Genomic DNA, 23,085 nt, shown 5'->3' with positions numbered 1-23,085 from the left:
AGTATATGATCCTGCGTCATACGGTTGCCGGGAGTATTCAGGATATCAGTCAGTATTTTGCTGAAAAATCGGAGCAGCATAAGGAATTTGATCTGATTACCTATTTTACGGAGACGAAGCCGCTGGAAATCGATCCTGAAACCTTATCGGTAAAGGCAACGGGGATTTTAACGGTCGGTTACGGGAAGAGGTATTTTGAGGATAGGGAGGCGGAATACTTACTTGAATTTCAGATGCAGGGAGGAAAGCTCAAACTTAAGAAGTTTACTGAAATTATCAAACCGGATTTAAAGAGTCCCGTAAAAAAACAGGATGAAGAGGAGCAGGTATGAAAACGGGTCGGAAGAGAATAATCAGCAGCGCTATATTTGCATATATTTTGATATCACAGAATGTAGCCTTTGCTACTTCCCAAGGTGCGGTTAGTAGCCCTGCAAATGATTTAAAGGATTCTCCCGCCGTTCTTTCCGGTGATGTTACTACTAAAGATATTGAGGCTTTGCTTGCAGGTCAGGGCATAGCTGCTTTAGGGTTACAGCAATATGAAACGGATAGATCTGCAAGAATCAGAGCGTTCATTAGTTACGGTTTGCAGAACCGTTTTCAAGTACAGGGGAGGAAAATCAGGGAAGTAATAGGTCAGGGATTTTTATACAGTATCAATAGTGATGAATCTGGTAACCATGTTTTTATTACGCCTGTTGCTGCGAAAGGGGAGATGATTGATCTGACTTTTATCTGTGATAACGAGCGGGCAATTGATTTAAGTTTGCAAGTTCTGGAAGGGAGAAGTCAGTCAATACTGATTAATGAAAAGGAATTACCCGTTACTGAAAATAGCAGCAAAGAGGTTGCCTGTAATCATGAGCAGGAAATAGCTGCCGTCCATCTACTTAAAATGATGATCAAGGATAGAAAAAGCAGGTATGACGTAGAAATCTTCAATAAGAGTGTGCCCAATACCTTGACCGGAGAAGATACCTCAGGTCTTTCGTTTGTTATCGACCGCAGGTACGGCTGGGCAAAAAACAATCTTAAAGGGCTTAGAGTTGTTATTAAAAATCACGGCTTAGGGTCGATCCGGTTAAGCCGGGAAATCATGAATGATTTATTTGAGGATGTAAAATCGGTACATATTGCTCCTGCTGAGCTTAGGGGAGGAGAAAGTGCTTTTGCATATGTTATCAGAGAGGACGGTAGATTCGGTCAGAACGGAGAGAAGGAATAATCATGGGAAGTAGCGAAGAAGATTTGCGGGATAGCAAAAAGATCAGAAACCGGCAATTCATCAGAGTTGCTTATGGAATAATGGCGCTGGCAATAGTTGCTTACGGTTATGATTTTGTAGTGGATCTATTAAACCCGCCGCCGGCTTCCTCGAAACCGGCGCAGCAGCAAAAAATTTCGGTTGAGCTTCCTACAGATAGGTTAGACGGCGGTAAGATATGGTTTAATAATCTTGATCAAAGACTGAAAAAAGAAGAGACGGCAAGAAAAACTTACGAAGAAGAGCACAAGGAGCTGCTGAGTAACCTGGAGAAAAAATCATCAATCAAAACAATAACAGTGAAATTGAATTATTAAAGGAGCAGCTCAGCTGGTTAAAAAAGGAGTTAGCGGAAACCGACCGGAAGGTAAATGCCAAAAAAGAGGAAGCCGGATTGCCTACTAATAACCGCGGGGGTACAACGGCGCACAAAATCGGCAGCGTAGAATCTGCTCCTGCTTTAAAGGAGCAATATAAGGACGGAGATAATTATATACCGGCGGGAAGTTTTGTATCGGGGTACTCCGGGGCGGTATCTCTGCTTCCACCGGAGTTGGAACGCCTGCGGAACCGCCGCCTATTTTTATTAGGGTAACAGGGCAGGGAGATTTGCCGAAGAATTTCAAGATAGATTTAACCAGGTGCCGTATTGTTGCGAGCGGTTACGGCCAGATGGCAAATGAGCGGGTAATAGCAAGAGCCGAGACTCTTTCCTGCACCGATAATAAAACCGGTAAAGTGATCGAGACGCAAATAGCGGGCGTAGTACACGGAGGGGACAGTAAGAACGGAATAAAGGGGACGGTAGTATCGATGGCGGGCAAGCATTTAAAGAATGCGGCACTGGGCGGAGTGATCAGCGGTTTTGCGGGCAGCAGTAAAAGCGATAAGGGTTTTATGTTTAATCCCGGTCTTGGCGCAATTTCAAAGGATAAGACCGGTATAAAAGAGAAGATTACCGATTCAATGAGCGGAGGGGCTAGTAATGCGGCGGAAAAGCTGGCCGACTATCATATGAAGATGGCAGAAGCGGCGGCACCGGTAATTGAAGTTCCCGGAGCCGTGCCGGTAACGGTATTTTTTGCCAAAGGGGTATATCTCGGTAGTGTTTCAGTAAAAGAGGAGATCAAGCATGAGAGGAAATAGCGGCTATGGATTTTTAGTAAATAAAACTATTAAGGTAAGCGGTAATTTTCTTATATTTACTGCTTTAGCGTTGGGATTAAGTGCCTGCGCCGTATACGAGAATAAATTTGATTGTCCCCCGGGGAAAGGAGCTAATTGCAGTTCGGTAGAGGAAATAGAGCAGATGGTAAATAACGCGGAGTCTGGAAAGTAAACGGTAAGGTTAAAGTAGCAAAGCAGAAAAAACGTCTTAGGGAAAACTGCTCCGGCCAAAGCTGCGATAATCCTTACGAGTTTGATGAAGGCATAAGAAGCGAAAGTAAACCGGGAAGCGAGACCGGCAATATTAACTATATAGTTAAGAAATCATCATGATAGAGCAATTGTCCGGAGCAAAAGAGAAATTTCTGCGGTTTGCAGGTTTTGAAACCAATAGGGAGCTTGGCATCTCCATGCCTGACATGAGCCGTCTTGTATTAGACCGCCTCGGTAACCCGGGCGACTGGAGTACACTGTTCTGTTATCGCAGTTTTGATCCTACGCGTGGCATTTTCCGGAACAAGGATGACGGTCTTGGTTTTGTTTTGGAAGCCCTGCCGCTAGTGGGCATTGATGAGAAGGTAATTAAGAATCTGCAGCATTTTTTTGATAAGGAAATGCCTGAGAAAAGCTTCCTGCAGTTTACTTTAATAGCTAGTCACAAGGTCGGTCATATTTTAAATCTGTGGAAGAAGATGAGAATAGTAGATGATCCGTTTTTAAACAGGATCACGCAAGATAGATTAAAATACATGAAAACTCTTGCTGAAGATTATGCAAATTCCGGTTTAAAAACCGTCCGTAATTACAGGATTATCATCAGTTTCAATTCAATGCAAATAAGCGCAGAGCAGATTGTCAATTTCAAAAGGCAATTATGCAAGAAACTTGAATTGCTTAGTCTTGAACCCTTAACAGTGCCTGCGCAAGGGTTAATGGATTTAGCCGATGAAATGATGACGCAGGAAAATGACATAAACCAGAGGAGTAATAAATTAAATCCGTTAATGCCGTTAAATGAGCAGATTTTAAAGCCCGGAAAAGATCTTGAGGTTAGGGAGCAGGAAATCAGAGCCGGAAAAGTCATAACGAGAACTTACGGCGTAGCGGAATACCCTGAGTATTGGTCACTGGTTGATATGATCAGGTTACTGGGTGATAAGGGTGATAAAGGTTCCCCCTCAACAATACCGGCACGTTTTATCATTAATTTTACGGTGGCAAGCGATATGCCAAAAGGTAGTAGTGAGCGGTTAATAGCACGAGGTGAGCAGGTAAGGAAATCAGCAGAGCAGTTTCTGGCAAGATTTGACGGGAATCTAAAACGGGAAGCAGCGGAGTGGGCAGAGGTAATTGACGATTTAAAAGAAGGAAGAAGGGTTTTAAGTTTTAATTTTACGGTCAGTATTACGGCGCCTGCTGCTGTTATGGAAGATGCAGAAGCAGCTTTGATATCGCTTTATAACATGAACGGCTTTGAACTTATGCGAATGGATAAGTTTCACCTTCCTCTGCAGCTAGCACTTATGCCGATGCAGGCAAGTTATTACTGGCAGGGGCTCCGGTTCATAAAGCAGCGAATGATTTCTCTTAGCAAAAAGCTGACAGCGAAGTTGCCGCTGCATGCGGAATGGCAGGGTAATCCGGTATCCGGAGTTTTGTTGCAGGCCCCGCAAGGACAGTTGTTTAACTGGAATCCTTTCTACAAGATTGCAGGCGGCAATTATAACGTACAGATCTATGGGCCTTCAGGAGTTGGTAAGTCGGTACTGATTCAGGAAATGGCAACAACGATGCTCTCGCATAATGTGCGGATGTTCATTCTGGATATCGGCAAAAGCTATGAGAATATCTGCAAACTGCTTGGGGGCGAATTTATCCGGTTCGGTAGCGCAAGTAGGATTTCATTAAACCCTTTAAGCGGTCTTGTAGACGAAAGCGGTAAGCTAAAAGAGGCTATACTTGAGGATGGAAGTTCTGTGCCGATAAAAACTATCAGGTCAGGAGATAAGGAGTATTATGTATCACTCGACGGAGTTATGTATGCGAAGAACATCATAACAAGTATGTGCGGTGCCGGTAATAACCCGCACAAGGAAGCATTAATAGAGGATGCTATTTATCGTGCAATAGAGAGGAACGGCTCTGATCTTACTATCAGTAAAATCGCCGAGGTTCTTAAAAACGGTAACGGAATAGAAAAGGAACTCGGTGAGACATTGTTACCTTTTACCGATCGCGGTATGCACGGCAAATATTTTGAAAATGCCGCCAATATTACTTTTAAGGAAAGGATAACTGTTTTTGAACTGGAAGAAGTAGCAAAGGACGAGACGTTATTATCGGTACTTATGCAGGTAGTAGCCATACAGATATTCATGCAGGTTTTATGCGGAGATAGGTCCCAGAAATTCATGCTGGTAGTTGATGAGGCATGGCGAGCACTTGATCATAGTGAGAAGTTTTTAGCCGAGATGTCAAGGACCATCAGAAAATACGGCGGTTCTCTAGTTACCTGCGTGCAGAACGTAAGTGATTTATCGACAAGCGACCACAGGCGTACGATAGCACAGAACAGCGAGTGGACGGTGATGCTGGAGCAAAACAGCAAGGGTTTAAAAGCGCTTGAGGGTTCTGCTTATGAATCCCTGATACCTCTTATTGAAACGATACAGTTTGTTAAAGGGAGTCATTCTGAAATGATGCTTTATTCAAGCCGGGTACTGGTAATCGGCAAGTTATTGCTTGATCCGTATGCTCAGGCACTTTACTCAACCGATGATAATGATTTCAGGTATTTAAGGGAATTGGAATCAAGAGGCATCGGGCTTGATAAAGCTTTGGAGGAGCTGGTCCGGTATAAGAGCCAAAGTTAATAAGGGAATAGTTATTTGAGTGAAATTAGAGACGGATATCAAGAGGAATAATGGTGAATTTTAGAAGAAAAAACATATTACATTTTATCGTTTTTTTTATCGTCGGCTTGTTAATAGGTAGCATGCTTACTTTAAAATACGCCGATCATGCAGGCCGTAGCCATGTAGTATATATTGCCCGGGAAGAGTTATTGAATCTGGAGAAGGAGCGTATAAGAGCAAGCGGGGAGAAAGATCTGTTTTTCGGGATGATAGGTAACGAGTTACAGAAACTTATTGAAGAGACGGTTATGGCTTATAAGAGCAGGCAAGTAAAAATCATCTACTCAAGTTATGGCGGGATAACCGGTTCGGATGTGCGCTCAATCTCAGGAGAGGTGCACGCAAAAATCATTCAAACTCTACAATCAAAAAGTAATAAGGAAGATAAAGCAACACCTGATGCAACAACAAAATAAATACAAAAAATATGGGGATGACATGAAGAATAAAATAGGAAAAAAGCAACCGGGCTTTGAGTTTAACTGGAAAAGCAAATTGGCTATTTGGCTTGTGATAGTCTTTATAGCTATGGCTATAGGACAGCGGTCAAAAATATCGGAAAAGCGTTATCAGGATAATGTTGATGAGGTCTTGCTTGAGAAGAATGAATTAGAAATATCTGATTTAAGGAGGAAGAAGCAAGGATAACATGAAAACAGCGTATATGGCGATTGTATTATATATTTCTATCTTTAGTAATATTGTTTTTGCTAAGGATTTTGGTAATCGGGGCGCAAATTATCCGGTAGCGGAAGAAAGTATTTTACTTAGTTTGCAGAAGAAGTTTGCAGAACTTGATTTAAAAAAGAAGAGAGAATGCGCAGCATAGCAGAAGAAAGGGTTAGAAACCCTATTCCTGTTTCAGGAATTATACCGGCAAAGGAGACAAGGGAGTTTTGGCACGATCCGACTTATATCCTTACCGAGGATGCGGTATTACCTTGCGGACGAGTGTTATACAAAGCAGGCACTAGAGTAAATCCTTTGGATTACATGGATCTGGATCGCAGGTTGTTCTTTATCGACGGAAGGGAAGAGAAACAGGTAGAGTGGTTAAAAGGTCAGTTATTACCGGGTAGTAGCAGCGGAGCGAAGAAAATAGAGGACAGGATTATTTTAGTGGGCGGAAGTCCACCGGAGGTACAGGATAAGTTGGGATTCGAAGTATATTTTGATCAGGGCGGGGAACTTACAACCAGGTTCGGTATTAGGGGAAGTCCTGCGGTAGCCGAGCAGGCCGGAAAAAATCTGAAAATAGTTGAAGTAGCCGTTGATCCGGAAAAATAGAATCGGTAACTGGTAAAAATCATAATGAAATGAAAAGAGGGAGTATAAATCATGAGCGTAGTTAAAACTTTACAGGAGCGGATCAAGGAATTGGAAAAGCAGAGGAAAGAACTGGTTCAGTGGCGGAAGAATGAAATATTTGAGGTAATAAATGCCAATGGCGGCATTTGCCTGGACAATAGGTTACTTGCAGGTCTGGCGATTTATGCTTCCATGGAAGAAAACAGGAACGATGCTTTTCTTGAAAAGCTGAAAGAGATTGGCTCAAAGGCAACGTTTCCCAGTAGGCGGAAGAAACCGGGTGCGAAATCTGGTAACCGGAACGGATAAAAAAATAAGGTATTTTGCAATGTTAATAAAGAATGAATCCATTTTTGAGAGGAAGAGCGATGCCAGGAAAAAGATCATGTTAGGCGGTTTGCTGGTTAAGGCCGGTTTTGATCATATGCACCCACATGATGCAAGCGTGCTTTACGGAATGCTCCTTGATTGCAAAAGAGCCTTGAAGGAGAAACCGGAATTGATATCCAGGTGGAGGAAAATGGGAAAGGCGTTACTAACAGGTAAAAATGATAAATTTATGAAACCGGAGCAGAAAGGGAATGGGATATAGACCGGAGGTACCGGTCTATAAGCAGGGGAATCTTGGCGGATGCTTCCTGTTTATAGACCTTATGGACCTAAAAAAAAGGCAGATAGCGATTTTAATAATAGCTATTTTCATACCTGTTTCAGGAAATGCCAGTCTGACATGCAAAGGCCGGTTTGTCAATCCGATAACTGACGTTTGCTGGAGCTGTTTACTACCTATTTCAATCGGCACTCCCCCTACCGGTATAGAGATCGGCAAGGGATCGACACCGAAGAAACGGGATACTAAGAACCCTAAAAGCCCTATCTGTATCTGTAGCAAAGGAACTCCTCCGATACCGATACCCGGTATTTCCATAGGCTTCTGGGAGCCGGTACGCCTTGTAGATATTACAAGAACACCGTATTGCATGGTAAATCTTGGCGGAGTCATGCTTGGGTCTGATATGCGCAAGGTCAGCAGTTACAATAGAAGCTATGGGAACAGAACTGCGCATAACAGTTTTTATCATGTTCATTATTACATCTATCCGCTTATTTACTGGCTTGAACTGATCACCGATTTTGGATGTCTTGAGGAATCGACTTTTGACGTGGCATACATGAGTGAATATGACGTTACCTGGAATGATGAAAAACTACAGAGTCTGCTTAATCCTGAAAGTATTCTGTTCGGCAATATGCTAGCTCAGGCAGCGTGCGGCCTGGACTGCGGAGCGGCCACGTTTAACTTACCTGATGATAGCATGTTCTGGTGTAGTGGGTGCTGGGGTAACATGTATCCGTTTAGCGGTGCAAATGCGGATCATATCGGCGGAGCCGGGAATAGCTCATTACTTACTGCCAGGATACTGGCCAAGATGCACCGAATAGGTCTGGCGCAGGAAACTTCAACATCGGACGGCTCAATAAATGGAGCGATCTGTCGCAAATTCAGGGCTCCAAAGATTAAAAAGAGCCAATACAAATTACAGATGGTAAATCCGGTAACAACTTCTTCAGGTATAGGTTGTTGGCCGATTGGATTATCCGACATGTTATATAGCAGTGGTTGCGAATATCCGTATGACGGGCAAGATTGGGGGTACTTGATATGGCGCAAAAAAAATTGTTGCTGGTTTTAGCGGTACTAATTCCCATGTTTCTTATGGCAAACAGTAATGTAGAAGCCGGGGAGGGGCTATTAGCAGAGCACGTAGCGGAAGCAGATAGAGACCGGCTTAAAGGTCTTATAGAGGAATCACGGGAAATTGTAATGAGTGCTATCGCTGAAAAATACAGGGAGTTGCTTATGCTACGGCAGCAGCGGGATGGAGTAATAGAGAATAAGAATTTAACGGGCTCAGGTGGGCCAGGTAGAGATTACAGAGACTCGGTTTTGCTAAAAGTTTTTATCAGTAGCAGTATGGACCTTAAGCTACTTAAAACTTATGTTAGGCAAGCAAGGCGCTACGGAGGGGTTCTGGTATTTAACGGCTTGCCGGATAATTCCTGGGTAAAACTGAATAAGACGGTAACGGAAATAGTAGGTGATGAAGAAGGGGTAGGGATACAGATTGATCCTGAGGAATTTGACAGATTCAACATTAAAACGGTACCTGCCTTTGTACTTATTAAAGAAGCCGACCTGATAACAGGTACATCTGAGGAACTTGTGGAAGATAAGATTATCTACGACAAGGTAACAGGAAATATATTAACCCACCAATTAAATACCCGACATAACTATTGCCAAGAAGGAAGGAATTTGTATAATGCAATAATGTCAAAAAGTGAAGATTTTAGGAAATTATCAATAAGCGCACAAGCGTCGATGAGAAAGATTGCTCTAAAACTAGTAAAAAGAGGAGAGAGTCAATCGTCGGTAGGTGAATTAATAGGAGTGAGTCGCCAGACAGTAAATGAATGGGTAAGGAGGGAAAAGAGAGGCGACAAGTACGCAATTAGTGGGAAGTTAAGAGGTAGAAAGATAGGAGAGAAAAGGCTTATAACCGAAGATCAAAGTAAAATAATACAAGGGTACGTAAATATCTCTAGACCAGAAGATCACAATATCAAATCAGCATTATGGTCAAGAAAATCAGTTAATGCACTCATCAAAAAACATTGTGGATTTTTTCTTCCCCTAAGTACAATAGGCGAATATTTAAGAAGATGGGGGTATACTGCACAAAAGCCAAAGAAGTTAGCATATGAGCAGCAACCCAAAAGGGTTCAATTTTGGTTAGATGAAGAATATCCGTCAATAGCCAAGCAAGCAGAATATGAAAAGGCAGAAATACATTGGTGCGACGAAGTAGGGATAAAACAAGAGTGTCAGGTATTACAAAGCTATTCTTTAAAAGGAAAAACCCCTGTTGTGATTCATAAATCGAAGAGATTTAGTATAAACATGATATCCACTGTTACAAATAACGGTAAGCTAAGGTTTATGCTGTACGAAGAGACACTAAAAACAAATGTATTTATAGAATTTTTACGGAGGTTGGTAAAATACTCCAAGAAAAAAATCTTCTTAATCCTAGATAATCTCAAGGTTCATCATAGCAAAAAAGTACAAATATGGACTCGGAAACATAAAAAGAAAATTTCTTTATTTTTTCTGCCTCCGTATACTCCGCAACATAATCCGGATGAATATTTAAACAACGATTTAAAAAGAAATGTAAATAGGAAACATATACCTCTTACAAAATCTGAACTCCAAGGGAATTTAAAATCTTACCTAAGGACTCTGCAAAATAACCCAGAACATATCAAAAGATTATTTCAGGCGAAAGAAGTAAAATATGCCGCCTAAGTCGGGTATTTAATTGGTGGGTTAATAGGTATAGAAACTGCATTACGTTTATTTGCCGAAAAAGGGGAATTAGGGCTCGAAGCACAAGCAAAACTGGAGAATGCCGGGAATGATTAAGATTAGAGTTAAATTAACAATGGTTTTATGCGACCTGTTATTGGAAGCGTCTGCTTATGGAGCTTACCGGGATCCGATTGCAAAAACCAATATTAATCCCAAAACGGATTTATTTGAAAAGGGGATAGAGGATTACGGTACTTTCCAGGATCATATGGGCTCTTTAAAGGAGCAGGCGATTGACGGTATTACTTCTTCCGGCAACATTGAATTGATAACGGATAAAACGGGTGATGAGATTAAGTCGGCGGCAAGTGATTTAAGTACCATCAGGGCAACCGATTTGCAGGTAAAAGGTCAGGAAGAGGTACTGAGAACTGGTATGACGGGGTTACATGTCGATTATACGGATCCGTTAATAGCCGGACATAAAAAAGATGCATCCCGTATTGCAGATGCTTCCGGAGATTTACTTAAAAAACTGACTGAATTATTCAAGGAGTTTGGCATAGATTGCCGGACCGTCAAAGGAAACAAGGTAACCCAACCTGAGTATTATATTGATGTTAAAAAGGAGCAGGTAAAGGATACCGTTTATACCAGGACTATGTGTGAAGAACCAAGAAATAGGTACAACTGTCATGACAGTCTGATTGTGCGTTGTATTAAACGTGGAATGAAGTGGGGGGCGTGGCAGGATAAAACAATTATTATACCATATCAATCAATCCCTTGGCACTGGTGGATTAGAAGTTATTTCCGTCCTACAGACACTAGAGTAGCAAATAGCTTTAATCGTTTTACGATTAATCCCGTCTATCATCAGGAAATAGCAATATACATAGCAAGTGCTATAGGTGTAAGTTTGTCCCAAATCAATGTAGGAACTCAGGATATAGTGGTTACTCATATATGGGATGCATTATACCCCGGATATTCACAAAACGTTGTTTCTAATACCTTGCGTGGTGGAGGTATACCTAGCGGTCTTTCTATACTTAACGGTCTTTCTGTAAAAGCCTCTAAGGTAACTTTCTATTACCAATATCGGAGCGGTTCTGAAATCTGCGCCGAGTGGGTTGATGAATGGGATGAGGTATGTGGGTTGGAATCATGAAAATATTAAAATCGGTAATGATGATTCGGATGTTCTCAAATAACAGTTTAAGCGGTTTAGATGAGCCGGATAACGGTTTTAAGAATCAGGTTTTTCTTAAGGCATTTGTCGGTAACGGTATGGGCAGGATTTTACCTGATGAAAACGATAAGAACAAAACCGGAGAATGCAGGGAATGAATAAGGTTAGAGTTAAATTAACAATAGTTTTTTGTATCCGGTTATTGGAAGCGTCTGCTTATGGAGCTTACCGGGATCCGATTGCAAAAACCAATATTAATCCCAAAACGGATTTATTCGAAAAGGAGATAGAGGATTACGGTACTTTCGAGAAAGCTATGGACGCTTTAAAGGAGCAGGCAGTTAACGGTATTACTTCTTCCGGCAATCTTGAATTGATATCAGATAAAACAGACGATGAACTCAAGGCCGCAGCCGGTGATTTGAGTAGTATTAGGGCGACTGAGTTACAGGCAAAGGGAAGGGAAGAGGTACTAAGAACAGGCATAATGGAGGAGTTGCATGTTGATTATACAAATCCGTTAAATGCCGCACATCAAAAAGATGCGGTCAGTATTGCTGATAGCTCAGGCGAGCTGCTTGGAAAAGTACTTGTGCTATTTAAGGAATTCGGAATAGATTGCCGGGCTGCTCAGGGGAACAAGGTAATTGAACCCGAGTATCATATCGAGATTAAAAAGGAGCAGATAAAAGACACCGTTTATACCAAGACGATGTGTGAAGAGCCGCGAAACAAATATAACTGCCGGGATATTCTATCGATGTGCTGTAGTAAACGTGGGATTAGGTGGGGATTGTGGCAAAGCCGTCAGATAGTTATCTCAGGTAGCGAGTTATTTCGCTCAGGAAAAACCGTATTCTGGGTAGATCATACCGGAAGAAGCTGTTTTGAATACAAACTCTCGGTGGGGCCACGAACTATTGGCGGTTTCTTCAGCGCTCCTCGTACTATCCCGCCTAATTCCTATCATGTTGCACTGATGAGAGAGTTTCTAGTTACTAAACACCCCGGGAGCACTCTTGATAATATCAGTACCGAGATGAGTTCATGGTGGAGTGGCAGTCTGTTTTCGGTAGACGGTTGGTATTACGGCGGTAGGAGGCTCGGTCATAAAGATTATGGATGGAGAAGTTATACGGTAAATTACCAATATAGGGACGGTTATCCTGTATGTGAGCAGTGGTCAGAAGATTGGAGCGAGACATGTATACTCCAATAAAAAAACTGAATTTTATTCTGGAAATCTCTACCTGCTGGCTAATCCTGATCTTTGGCAACATGGAAGTTGCAATTGCAGGCAAAAGATTCATCTCAAGTCATCCTTGTAGTGATACGGGCAGGGTTTGCGTAAGCGGCGGCGGAACGCGCAACATAGACGGCTTTGACGTATACCGTGATTGCTGGCAGTGGTCATATACTAAAACCTGTAATTATCCAAGTAAGAATAACTGCCGGAGTTATAGCGGGTGCTATTTTGTAGCAAACGGTAACTGCCTGCTTTTTGATAGTCAGGATAATTGCGTTAATCAGGAGCGGGAATTTTCCTGTAAAGCCTGGGAGCCCGGAGTAATTGAAAACAAAACCGTCAGGTATGATTTAACACACAAAGACGGTCAGGAAGGACTGATCTGTAAGGGTATTCCCTGTATGGACGGGAACTGTATAGATAAAAGTTATTTAACAAACGGTGAAATGATGGATTCAATATCGAAGCTTTATGCTTTTAGCAAGATGAAGCCTGATAGGGATGGAAATTTCAGTTTATTTCAGGGGTCGGGCTTACACTGCTCTAAGAAAATGGCCGAATATACGAATTGCTGCCGAATAAACATGAAGGGCTGGGGAAAAGAATTCGGGGCAAGGTGTAATAAGGATGAACAACTGCTTGCAGATAGCAGGTCAAAGAATTTATGTGTTTATGTAGGTAAGGAAAAAATAAAGTCGCTAGGGGTAACCACCGTTGTAAAACATCATTTCTGCTGCTTTGGCAATATGCTCGATAAAGTGGTGCAGGTACAAGGAAGAAAACAGCTTGGGTTAAACTTCGGTAGCGGAGGATCGCCAAACTGTCGTGGACTGACATTAACGGAAATGCAGAGGATAGATTGGGAACTGGTGGATTTTACGGAGTTCATTGAGGATTTCAAAGGAAAGTTTTTTGGTAAATATCAGTCACCTAATCCTGATGAGATTGCAGGAAGAGTGAATAGCTCAATGCCCAGCATTAGAAAAGGCAATGATGATCCATTAGATCCGCCGAGTAATATGACCGGCTGGAGTAGCAATATACCTGATGAGCTGGAGGAGTAAGGGGGACGTGATGAGAAAAAGAACCTGCAATATTCCGATGTTTTTACTGATTGGCTTAATGGTATTGCCCTCTAGGGCCATAGCTGAGCCGGGGTTTTTTGAGCAACGTTACCGTGGCTGGTTATGGTTTGAAGAAAAGGAAGAAGGATCTAATTCAAAACCCTATTCCGGTAGCAAGAGTAATGAAGTGCCTGATGAAGAAATTACGGTAGAAGAGGCAAAGGGCGAAGTTGAAAGCATAATAAAAGAGCTGGAAGATTTGCGTTATGTCTATTTGGCCAGGCCAAATTACAAGACGCAAAAAGCCTATCGGGATAAACTCGGTGAAATCATGGATAGGGGCATAAGGATGCAGGAATTATGGGACGAGCAGAACTTTATCGAACCGGAATATCGTGATCTGGTTAATTCCCCGGAAAATGTATTTGCCGTAAAACTGAATAGAAAAATCAAGGCGGAGGCCGAGAAGGAAATAATCAAGCAATTTGCAAGAGATTATGAACTGGTATTTTTCTATCGTAAATCTTGCCCACGGTCGAGTGAATTTGAACCTGTACTGAAATCCTTTGGAGATACGCACGGGATTAAAATAGAAGCCGTTAGTGTAGACGGCTCAGAATCAGAATATTTTAGGGGGAGTAGCACAGTTAGTCAGGACCTGATTAATAAACTCGGTATATCGGCAACACCGACGGTAATAGCCATAAGAAAGGATGCAAGAAAAGCGTTTGAGCTGATTCGGGGATTTGTCACTTTATCGGAGCTGGAGGAAAATACTGTCAAAGCCTGGCATATTATTGAAGAAAAAGGCATTAATGTTGGAGTGGGTAGATGATACGAGATCTGAAAACATTAATTGCCGGCGTCATATTAATTTTAACTTTTGCTACAAGGGACACCTATGCTAGCGGGCTGAACAAGCTGCTTAAATTCATCGATCAAAGCGGCGGCATGTCCAATTATAATGCCCCTGCTATTATCCGGGATCAGCAGGGAGGGTTTATGACCGGCGGTTCTTTGCAGATCCGCGGCGCAAGACCCAAAACATTACAACCGGCACATGTTCAGTTACCCAGTTTTAACTTTGACGCCTGTAGAGGATCGGGTGATTTCAGGTTTGGAGGGTTAAGTTTCATCAATTCTGCCGAGTTCTCGGCTTTTATGAAAAAACTGACGGCCAGTACCGGTGCTTATGCGTTTAAAATGGCGGCAAAGAGTTTCTGTCCGCAATGCGAGAACATCATTGCCGAGTTTGAAGCAATAGCAAGAGATATAAACAATTTCAATCTGGAGCAATGCGGACTTGCCAAACAGCTAGCCGGTGGATTGGTCGGCCAGCTTGAGGCCGGGCAGGGCCAGAGCTGTCTTATGCATAATGCGGTGAAGAAAAACGGTAAGGATTTATCGGAAGCACATAAGCTTTGCACAAACGGAGCTTCTCCTTACGGCGATCCCGGCGATACGGAAGAACTTGCATCATTACTAGGGGATAATTTCAATCTGGTCTGGAAAGCGCTCAGCAAGGGTAGTTCCGATTCGGTAGAATTCAAGGAGTTGATGATGAGTGTTGCAGGAAGTCTGATTGCAACAAAAATAGAGGGTGGACTTAGTCTTAAGCCTCTACCTTCCCTGATTGTTGATTCATCTTTTCTTGAAAAATATATCGGTACTAAAGGAGAATCAAGCAGGGTAGAGATGTATGTTTGTGATGAGAAGAAGAAATGCCTTGATCCTAAGGTAGTGGTAACAACATTAACGGTGAAGGATACGTTATACGGTAAAATCGGTACTATACTGGATAGCCTTGTTGACAAGGTAGAGGAAGATGCCAAGGATCCCATTTTAAGTGACGAGGAAATGGCTTTAATTGAATATTCCTCAATTCCGATCATTCCTCTTATCCAGCAGGAACTAGCTAGGGCCGGTGATAAGACAAACATTTTCCTGAGAAACGCGGAATTCATAGATGTAATCTGTTATGAGGTGATGAGCGGATTTTTTGAAGGAATCCTGCATAAAACACTGAAGGAAGTAAGAGCTCTGGAATTTGCCCAGGTTGATAGCGGAAAAATAGAGAGGTATCTCGATACGGCACAGGAAGTACTATCGATGCTGCGTCATACTAAAGAACATGCTTACAGCAGGTTGGTAGTGATCATGCAGGCCAAAGAGAGACTACGCCAGCAGGAAGCTGAATTTGATCTGATTTTTGAAAAACTGGGGGCTTAAATATGACGCTTGATCTATCGATTTTTACATACGGCTACGGAGATGCCATGTACTATATTCTAAACGGTATTGCAATGATCATGAACAAAAAAGGCTTTATGGTGATGATCAGGAGTGTTGCCGTTGTAAGTATCATGATATCGGCAGTCGTATGGTCGACTAATCGTAGTATGGGAATCAGTGAGCGACCGGTGATTATCAGAATCATGGCGTTATATTTTGTCATTAACGGTTTACTTACACCAAAGATGAGTATAAAGATGGAGGACAGGGTTTCAAAGAATATTGAGGTAGTAGATAATTTACCGTTTCTGTTTATTCCGGTCGGTTGGCTTGAAGGTGTTGGGGATATGCTAGCGGGCGCTTTAGAGCAGGCAATAAGGCCGGTAATGAAGTCAGATAGTTTTGAGTATCGCAATTATGGACTGGCATTTGGGGCTCAGATGCAGAGGGAGTCAAAAAACTGGCGCATCAGATCGCCGGAGTTCAATCGAAACATGCATAATTTCCTGGATAAATGCGTGAAATACACTGCCGGGATTGGTCACAAATATACGATAAACGATTTACATAACGCTCCTGATGTATGGAAACTGGTTAGTGAAAATGCCGGCGGTATGTCAAGGGTAGGTTTTGTTGTCGGCGGTAAATATCAGAGCATGAAGTGTCATGAAGCGGCAAAATTAATAGAAGAAAGATATTTTCCTGAGGAATGCGAATCAATAATCGGTAGGTATGCAAATTCATTATTTGCAAGGGCTAGCGGTAGCGAGCCAAGCAAAAGACCGTATGATAAGGAACTTGCCAAAAAGACCTTTGCCTCGAATCTGGAAGCGGTATTTTCAGGATTTGCCGAAACCGGAAATGCCAGGGATATTATTATCCAGCAAATGATGCTCACTGCCATGGCTAACAAAAACAGCGTCAGTAAATACGGAGTAGCAACGGCAAGAGCAAGTCAGGATACGATCTGGGCAATTACGGCGGAGCTGGCGCAGGATACGCTACCGATACTGTTTACCCTGGTAAAATGCATGCTTTATGCATCGGTAGTACTTTTGGCACCGATGATGTTACTACCCGGGGGCCTTCGTTATTACCGGACATTTTTGCTCGGGGTATGTTCGGTGCAGTTATGGCCGTTTTTCTATGCAATACTGAATATGTTTGTAGAGATGTATACCAGTATCAGTATTTTCGGTCTTGATAACGGGATAATAAATTATACGACTTACAGTCAGGTAGGTCATAGTGCCGATAGGATAGCGGCAATAGCAGGTAGCATGCAGATAATGATACCCTATATTGCATATCAGGCAGTTGCCGGGTCTGCAGGCGGTCTTATGCATTTAAGCGGTCAGGTAATGGGGCAAAGCGCTGCTTCAACTGCGGCAGAGGAACATGTCAAAGGTCGTATAAGTATTAATACCGTAGCTATTGATACAATGCAACGGGCTACCCAAACTGCCTTTAAAACTGATTTTAACAGGCAATTATCGGCGGGTAGTTCGGCAATCAGTCAGTTAGACGGCTCGCAGGAACGTATTACGCCGGACGGTCATATCCATCATTTAACGGGAGCCGGTCTTAACCTCGGTAGTTATACAAACAAGATAGACTTCCGCGGCGAGAAACTAAGTTCCGATCAACGAGCATTAAATGAAGAGCAGCGGTATATCAGCAGTAAAGGTATGCAGTTAAATGACATACAGGCTATCCAGGAGACCTCGATGGAGAGTTATATTACCCAGCTGGCAAAACGTGTTGATAGCGGCGAGAAGATAAATTTCGGTACTCTCGGTAAAGACGGTCTTGTTCTTGAAAAAGCAGTCAATTATGAACTAACTCATGGTGAGGGATATAGCTATGATAAGGCTCAATCTAATGCGTTAAGAGGGGATATTACCGGTAAATTAGATGCAGGTACGGCTATCGGTAATATGGTTAAGAAATTACCGATTCCCGATAAAGTGGGTGAATATGCCGGTAAACTTCTGTCTAAAACCTTGCCTTTTGATCTTAGTGCGTCCGTAACTGGAAGTGTGGAATTTGATAGTAAGAATACTCAGTCTATAAATAGAAATTATATTTCCAGCGAAGGCGATCACTGGCGCAGCAATAAGGAGGCCATAACGGAAGTTGCCAAAAATACCGACTTTAATAAAAGTATCGGTATAAATCATGAGTTAACCGACACTATTACTTCTGCTTCCGAGAAGGTCAAAAACCTAACATCGGAGATCGGGGTACATCATGAAAGAGCAGAGAACATATCAAATCAGATCCAGCAAGTAGAGTCATTTGGTGAGACCTTTAATATAGACGGTACTCACAAGGTAGAAGAGCGCTTAAAAGCAATGGGCTTAAAGAGTAGAGAGGCACATGATTTAATAGAGAATCCGATCTCGGCAACTCCGCACCAACGTAGGCAATTAAATGAAGCCAAGAGAGAGGTAGCGGATCAGTTATTCGGTAGCTTATACGGAGTACCGAATAGAGTACCTGAGGCAATTAGTGCAAAGGAACAAACTCTTGAAGCGAAATATGACAACGAATCTGCTGCTTTAAAGAAAAAAGGAGAACGGGAAATTGCCGCAAGAAAAACCGCAGAGCATACCGCATTAAATAATAGGGCCCAAGCAGAAGGACTTGATAGAAACAGAGTACAAAATCAACTTGATACGAATGAAAGAGCATTAAACATGAAGCACAAAGAAATGACACAAGAGGTACAAAGTCAGGCAGGTAAGAAATTGACTCAGCTCAAAGACAAGCAAACTCAACAAGCTAAAGCAGTGCAGGAAGCTGACAAATCAAGGCGATTCAAAGATTATGTGGGTAGAAAATTGCCAAAAGAGTAAGGGAATTACCAGCGTTTGTGATTGTAGATATTAGAAGAGAGGTAATGTTTTTTAGGGGAGTAGTAATTATCCAAAGAAGAACTTGGACTCTTAGATGGGCCGGAAGCTGTTGTATGAGAAATTTTTTTATCGTTTGGAGTAAACAGAACCTCATAATAATCCCAGGCTTTGGAATTAAAAAAAGCGGAGACGGGAATGTTATTTTTTATAAAGTATGACATTGGTAAACCAAGGAGAGCAAATATTATTAAGGAAGTATCAATTTCACTAGGAGTAAATACGTTACCTATAATTACCATCATGATAATAGATACAATAAAACAACTTTTAACATAATCAAATTCGAAAGGTAAGTGCATGGAAAGTGATTCTCCTCGTTTATTAAAAACTTTTACTTCCGCTAAAGGAGTATCTTCTTTGCTAGAAGGGTCAAAATATATGTTATTAAATTTAGCTAGTATGTACGGAACTAAAGTAAAAGAGCCGATAAGGCCTAAAATACTACCGTATTCAGAAGATATTTCCACAGATAAAGGAATAGCAACCCAAGTCAGGATATTCCAGAAATTATCGATTGATATTATTGATCTTTTTGGAGAATCACTCATAAGTACCTTCCGTTACTTTAGGTTTGAATTGCATCATTGTATTATCTCAAAATTTCTAATGTTTTGCAAAGGGATTAAGTTTACCTGCATGGGTTTTCTAGTTCTGTTGTGTGCTCATTACGCTAATGCGGATGAGACTGAGCTTATACCCTTAAAAAATGAGCTTAAAGCGTTAATTACCGAGCAGGAAGAACTACACAAGATACCTTCAGGATTATTGCTTGCAATTGCTACGGTAGAATCGGGTAGCAAGCCGTATGCCTTAAACATTCAAGGCAAGTCGCTGATCGGAAGTAATAAGAGGGAAGCAGTAGCTCTAATCCATGAAGCCTTAGCCGAAGGAATTACTAATATTGATGTAGGAGTAATGCAGTTAAATGTCAAATGGCACCGGGAGAATTTTGGGTCGATAGAAGAAATGCTGGAGCCGAAAAAGAATATAGAATATGCGGCCGGTTTTCTTTTAAAACTCTATAAAAAATACGGTGATTGGCATAAGGCGGTAAGATTCTATCATTCAAGCACTGCAGAGTATTATAGGAAATATTCAAGGAAAATAACTTTAGCATGGATAGGGGTATGAGAATTTAAATGTCAAATAGCAAAAATATAATAATAACTTGGATTATACTCCGAAATTATAATATAATTACGGAATATTAACTTTATTGTGGGATTTTACGGCATGTATAAATATAAAAGATACCTAACCTTGAATATTGAACCGCATCAGTCAATTTTTTTATGGGGAGCCAGAAAAACCGGTAAGTCTACATATCTAAAAAATTTATATCATGATTCAATATATTAACCCACCAATTAAATACCCGACTTAGGCGGCATATTTTACTTCTTTCGCCTGAAATAATCTTTTGATATGTTCTGGGTTATTTTGCAGAGTCCTTAGGTAAGATTTTAAATTCCCTTGGAGTTCAGATTTTGTAAGAGGTATATGTTTCCTATTTACATTTCTTTTTAAATCGTTGTTTAAATATTCATCCGGATTATGTTGCGGAGTATACGGAGGCAGAAAAAATAAAGAAATTTTCTTTTTATGTTTCCGAGTCCATATTTGTACTTTTTTGCTATGATGAACCTTGAGATTATCTAGGATTAAGAAGATTTTTTTCTTGGAGTATTTTACCAACCTCCGTAAAAATTCTATAAATACATTTGTTTTTAGTGTCTCTTCGTACAGCATAAACCTTAGCTTACCGTTATTTGTAACAGTGGATATCATGTTTATACTAAATCTCTTCGATTTATGAATCACAACAGGGGTTTTTCCTTTTAAAGAATAGCTTTGTAATACCTGACACTCTTGTTTTATCCCTACTTCGTCGCACCAATGTATTTCTGCCTTTTCATATTCTGCTTGCTTGGCTATTGACGGATATTCTTCATCTAACCAAAATTGAACCCTTTTGGGTTGCTGCTCATATGCTAACTTCTTTGGCTTTTGTGCAGTATACCCCCATCTTCTTAAATATTCGCCTATTGTACTTAGGGGAAGAAAAAATCCACAATGTTTTTTGATGAGTGCATTAACTGATTTTCTTGACCATAATGCTGATTTGATATTGTGATCTTCTGGTCTAGAGATATTTACGTACCCTTGTATTATTTTACTTTGATCTTCGGTTATAAGCCTTTTCTCTCCTATCTTTCTACCTCTTAACTTCCCACTAATTGCGTACTTGTCGCCTCTCTTTTCCCTCCTTACCCATTCATTTACTGTCTGGCGACTCACTCCTATTAATTCACCTACCGACGATTGACTCTCTCCTCTTTTTACTAGTTTTAGAGCAATCTTTCTCATCGACGCTTGTGCGCTTATTGATAATTTCCTAAAATCTTCACTTTTTGACATTATTGCATTATACAAATTCCTTCCTTCTTGGCAATAGTTATGTCGGGTATTTAATTGGTGGGTTAATATAATCCTTGTATATTACTTATATTAGCCAGTTCATACAATAAAAATTACCTGGATAATCATAATTTGATCAATTATATTTTTGGCAAAGATGGATAAACTGCAAACACAGTTGGAGCGTTAGACTTAGTACTCCCAGCAAAGACCCATCCTTTTGGATAATGAATAAGAACAGATGTTAAAAGATTTTACCTTGTGTATGAACATGTAGCATATCCACCTTAACTATATAAAATGAGGTCCCATATGACAGGTTATATTGTGGTAGATAGTTGCTTCTGCAACTGCCATCTGCGAAATACCTCAACTTGGTAATATTGAATTTGGTTAATTAACTGTTTTAGTTGGTATTGCTCCTTATGCTACAGAAAGTGGTGGTTATAAAGGTAAAAGATCTATTTTTGCTGGCCGTGGTAAGGCTCTGTCTTTTTATGTGTAAATTCAAAAACAGGCACTTAAATTCTCCCCTTAAATTAAAAAATGAGCCATAGTTTTTCCCCAATTTTAAATAAGCATCCTCCGTTTTCGCATAATATAGTCTATTGTCAGGTACAAAGTCTTAAAAATAGAATCATCGTCAGGAAAAACCCGCTTATTAATGTACCCATAATTGATCGGTATAAATGCTGCCAAAAATCACACTTTCATTACAACCTGCAATGATCTGATTCTTCTTGTATCTTGGAAATTGCCTTTAGTAAAAAAATAAAGGATACTTAAGGGCGCTTAGGTAGAAGGCTAAATATGCCGCTGGACTTCTTAGGATACATAATCCTGCAGGTGAGATAAGCAATTAGCCTTCAAATACTCAAAAAAGATCGGACGGTATCTGAGGCCTTGAATTTTATCAATGAGCCTGTATTCACAAGGTTGATCTTTGGGTATTCTATTAATTATTAACATAAATGGTATCTTATGAACAACATAATTTTAGGTATAGATATTTCTAAAAAAACTTTTGATGTAGCCTTATTAAATAATCATAAGGTCAACACCAAAAAGTTTAGTAATGATTCCAAAGGATTTTCTACTCTAAAACAATGGTTGGTAAGTAAATCAATACATGATGCTCATGCTTGTATGGAAGCAACTGGTGGTTATGAAGTTTCACTTGCTGAGTACCTTTATGGCAATCATTTTAAAGTTAGTGTAGTAAACCCTGCTTGTGTAAAGGGTTTTTCTATGAGTAGACTTTCCAGAGTTAAGACTGATAAAGCTGATTGTGAACTAATTGCCTATTTTTGCCAAGCAATACAACCTGACCTTTGGCAACCAGTACCTTCGCATGTACAAGAGTTACAACAATGGGTAAGACGTTTAGATAGTTTAATTACTAATAAACATCAGGAAACTAGAAGGCTAGAAGGAGCATGCAACATAATCAGTGCTAATATCCGTATTCATATTGACTTCTTGGATAAGCAGATCGAGGAAATAGAGGAGCTTATATTTAGTCATATTAAGAAACATCAGGATTTAAATGATAGAAATACACTTCTGGCTTCAATTCCCGGTATAGGAGAAAAAACAATTGGAGTAATACTTGCTTTTTTAAATGTAGAAAATTTTAATTCAGCAAAACAATTAGCTGCCTTTGTTGGTCTTAATCCGAAGCCAAGGCAATCTGGTTCTTCTCTACGGGGAGTTGATAGAATATCAAAAACAGGAGATGCAAATTTACGTAAGGCTTTTTATATGCCGGCATTAACTGCTATGAGATTTAATCCAATTATTAAAAACTTCTCAGAACGCTTAAGCAACACAGGAAAATCTAAAATGGTTATAGTTATAGCTGCTATGCGTAAATTGCTTCATATTATTTATGGAGTACTTAAAAACAAAACTCCTTTTAATAGAGATATAAAAACAATATAATTTTATAAAATAGTAAAAAAATTATTGACAGGTAAGACGGTATC

General features: G+C 40.7%; 25 protein-coding genes. 23 read left to right on the top strand and 2 right to left on the bottom strand.

What is annotated here, in order from left to right:
* Window positions 1-5 precede the first annotated feature (5 nt).
* From N3Z16_RS04410 to N3Z16_RS04310, 21 genes are all read left to right on the top strand, one after another.
* Window positions 6-332, top strand: coding sequence for a TraE/TraK family type IV conjugative transfer system protein (locus tag N3Z16_RS04410; protein WP_282486891.1), 327 nt, complete (start codon window positions 6-8; stop codon window positions 330-332).
* Window positions 329-1,228 carry a TraK domain-containing protein gene (locus N3Z16_RS04405; protein WP_282485716.1) on the top strand — a complete coding sequence of 300 codons (900 nt, stop codon included), beginning with the start codon at window positions 329-331 and terminating at the stop codon, window positions 1,226-1,228. The genes N3Z16_RS04410 and N3Z16_RS04405 overlap by 4 nt, the downstream gene beginning before the upstream one ends.
* Before the next feature lie 2 nt (window positions 1,229-1,230).
* The gene (locus tag N3Z16_RS04400; protein ID WP_282486890.1) at window positions 1,231-1,584 is read left to right on the top strand and encodes a hypothetical protein; all 354 of its coding nucleotides are present in this window, start codon (window positions 1,231-1,233) and stop codon (window positions 1,582-1,584) included.
* Window positions 1,585-1,780: 196 nt separating this feature from the next.
* Window positions 1,781-2,413, top strand: coding sequence for a TraB/VirB10 family protein (locus N3Z16_RS04395; protein WP_282486962.1), 633 nt, complete (start codon window positions 1,781-1,783; stop codon window positions 2,411-2,413).
* Window positions 2,400-2,606: a hypothetical protein gene (locus N3Z16_RS04390; RefSeq protein WP_282486889.1), complete on the top strand. Its 207-nt coding sequence runs from the start codon at window positions 2,400-2,402 to the stop codon at window positions 2,604-2,606. Before N3Z16_RS04395 ends, N3Z16_RS04390 begins: the two co-directional genes overlap by 14 nt.
* Window positions 2,607-2,763: 157 nt before the next feature.
* Entirely contained in the window at window positions 2,764-5,307 is a 2,544-nt protein-coding gene (locus tag N3Z16_RS04385) for a TraC family protein (RefSeq protein ID WP_282485713.1), read from the top strand.
* Between the two features lie 50 nt (window positions 5,308-5,357).
* A complete protein-coding gene (locus N3Z16_RS04380; RefSeq protein WP_282485712.1) occupies window positions 5,358-5,765 on the top strand; it encodes a hypothetical protein in 408 nt (135 codons plus the stop codon).
* A gap of 22 nt (window positions 5,766-5,787) precedes the next feature.
* The gene (locus N3Z16_RS04375; RefSeq protein ID WP_282485711.1) at window positions 5,788-5,997 is read left to right on the top strand and encodes a hypothetical protein; all 210 of its coding nucleotides are present in this window, start codon (window positions 5,788-5,790) and stop codon (window positions 5,995-5,997) included.
* Between the two features lies 1 nt (window position 5,998).
* Window positions 5,999-6,178, top strand: coding sequence for a hypothetical protein (locus N3Z16_RS04370; RefSeq protein WP_282486888.1), 180 nt, complete (start codon window positions 5,999-6,001; stop codon window positions 6,176-6,178).
* Window positions 6,166-6,636 (top strand): conjugal transfer protein TraW, encoded by a 471-nt coding sequence (locus N3Z16_RS04365; RefSeq protein WP_282486887.1) that lies wholly within the window; start codon window positions 6,166-6,168, stop codon window positions 6,634-6,636. Before N3Z16_RS04370 ends, N3Z16_RS04365 begins: the two co-directional genes overlap by 13 nt.
* Window positions 6,637-6,687: 51 nt before the next feature.
* Window positions 6,688-6,966 carry a hypothetical protein gene (locus N3Z16_RS04360; RefSeq protein ID WP_282485709.1) on the top strand — a complete coding sequence of 93 codons (279 nt, stop codon included), beginning with the start codon at window positions 6,688-6,690 and terminating at the stop codon, window positions 6,964-6,966.
* A 19-nt stretch (window positions 6,967-6,985) separates the two neighbouring features.
* The gene (locus N3Z16_RS04355) at window positions 6,986-7,249 is read left to right on the top strand and encodes a conjugal transfer protein TraD (protein WP_282485708.1); all 264 of its coding nucleotides are present in this window, start codon (window positions 6,986-6,988) and stop codon (window positions 7,247-7,249) included.
* On the top strand, window positions 7,239-8,351 hold the full coding sequence (gene traU, locus N3Z16_RS04350; RefSeq protein WP_282485706.1) for a conjugal transfer pilus assembly protein TraU: 1,113 nt from the start codon (window positions 7,239-7,241) through the stop codon (window positions 8,349-8,351). Before N3Z16_RS04355 ends, traU begins: the two co-directional genes overlap by 11 nt.
* Window positions 8,321-10,027 (top strand): IS630 family transposase, encoded by a 1,707-nt coding sequence (locus tag N3Z16_RS04345; protein WP_282486886.1) that lies wholly within the window; start codon window positions 8,321-8,323, stop codon window positions 10,025-10,027. Before traU ends, N3Z16_RS04345 begins: the two co-directional genes overlap by 31 nt.
* A gap of 109 nt (window positions 10,028-10,136) precedes the next feature.
* Window positions 10,137-11,201 carry a hypothetical protein gene (locus tag N3Z16_RS04340; RefSeq protein ID WP_282486885.1) on the top strand — a complete coding sequence of 355 codons (1,065 nt, stop codon included), beginning with the start codon at window positions 10,137-10,139 and terminating at the stop codon, window positions 11,199-11,201.
* Window positions 11,198-11,380, top strand: coding sequence for a hypothetical protein (locus N3Z16_RS04335; RefSeq protein ID WP_282486884.1), 183 nt, complete (start codon window positions 11,198-11,200; stop codon window positions 11,378-11,380). Before N3Z16_RS04340 ends, N3Z16_RS04335 begins: the two co-directional genes overlap by 4 nt.
* Window positions 11,377-12,441: a hypothetical protein gene (locus tag N3Z16_RS04330; RefSeq protein WP_282486882.1), complete on the top strand. Its 1,065-nt coding sequence runs from the start codon at window positions 11,377-11,379 to the stop codon at window positions 12,439-12,441. Before N3Z16_RS04335 ends, N3Z16_RS04330 begins: the two co-directional genes overlap by 4 nt.
* Complete coding sequence (traN, locus tag N3Z16_RS04325) at window positions 12,402-13,532, top strand: conjugal transfer protein TraN (RefSeq protein WP_282486881.1); 1,131 nt, start codon at window positions 12,402-12,404, stop codon at window positions 13,530-13,532. Before N3Z16_RS04330 ends, traN begins: the two co-directional genes overlap by 40 nt.
* Window positions 13,533-13,542: 10 nt before the next feature.
* On the top strand, window positions 13,543-14,367 hold the full coding sequence (traF, locus tag N3Z16_RS04320) for a conjugal transfer protein TraF (protein WP_282486960.1): 825 nt from the start codon (window positions 13,543-13,545) through the stop codon (window positions 14,365-14,367).
* Window positions 14,364-15,761, top strand: coding sequence for a conjugal transfer protein TraH (locus N3Z16_RS04315; protein WP_282486880.1), 1,398 nt, complete (start codon window positions 14,364-14,366; stop codon window positions 15,759-15,761). Before traF ends, N3Z16_RS04315 begins: the two co-directional genes overlap by 4 nt.
* A gap of 2 nt (window positions 15,762-15,763) precedes the next feature.
* Window positions 15,764-18,622: a conjugal transfer protein TraG N-terminal domain-containing protein gene (locus N3Z16_RS04310; RefSeq protein ID WP_282486879.1), complete on the top strand. Its 2,859-nt coding sequence runs from the start codon at window positions 15,764-15,766 to the stop codon at window positions 18,620-18,622.
* 5 nt (window positions 18,623-18,627) lie between these two features.
* Here the strand turns inward: N3Z16_RS04310 and N3Z16_RS04305 are convergent, their stop codons facing one another.
* Entirely contained in the window at window positions 18,628-19,230 is a 603-nt protein-coding gene (locus tag N3Z16_RS04305; protein ID WP_282486878.1) for a hypothetical protein, read from the bottom strand.
* Between the two features lie 88 nt (window positions 19,231-19,318).
* Here N3Z16_RS04305 and N3Z16_RS04300 point away from each other — a divergent pair, with 88 nt between their 5' ends.
* Window positions 19,319-19,813 carry a lytic transglycosylase domain-containing protein gene (locus tag N3Z16_RS04300; protein ID WP_282486877.1) on the top strand — a complete coding sequence of 165 codons (495 nt, stop codon included), beginning with the start codon at window positions 19,319-19,321 and terminating at the stop codon, window positions 19,811-19,813.
* Window positions 19,814-20,062: 249 nt separating this feature from the next.
* On the opposite strand, the gene N3Z16_RS04295 is transcribed toward N3Z16_RS04300, so the two are convergent.
* Window positions 20,063-21,100, bottom strand: a complete 1,038-nt coding sequence (locus tag N3Z16_RS04295) for an IS630 family transposase (protein WP_282485609.1) — start codon at window positions 21,098-21,100, stop codon at window positions 20,063-20,065.
* Window positions 21,101-22,081: 981 nt separating this feature from the next.
* Here N3Z16_RS04295 and N3Z16_RS04290 point away from each other — a divergent pair.
* Window positions 22,082-23,041 (top strand): transposase, encoded by a 960-nt coding sequence (locus N3Z16_RS04290; protein WP_282486876.1) that lies wholly within the window; start codon window positions 22,082-22,084, stop codon window positions 23,039-23,041.
* Window positions 23,042-23,085: the final 44 nt, after the last annotated feature.

The sequence above is a fragment of the Candidatus Megaera polyxenophila genome (genome assembly GCF_029982035.1).
Taxonomy (GTDB): Bacteria; Pseudomonadota; Alphaproteobacteria; order Rickettsiales; family Rickettsiaceae; genus Megaera; species Megaera polyxenophila.
The sequence above is the reverse complement of the archived record's forward strand: the minus strand, read 5'-3'. Positions and strand labels throughout refer to the sequence as shown.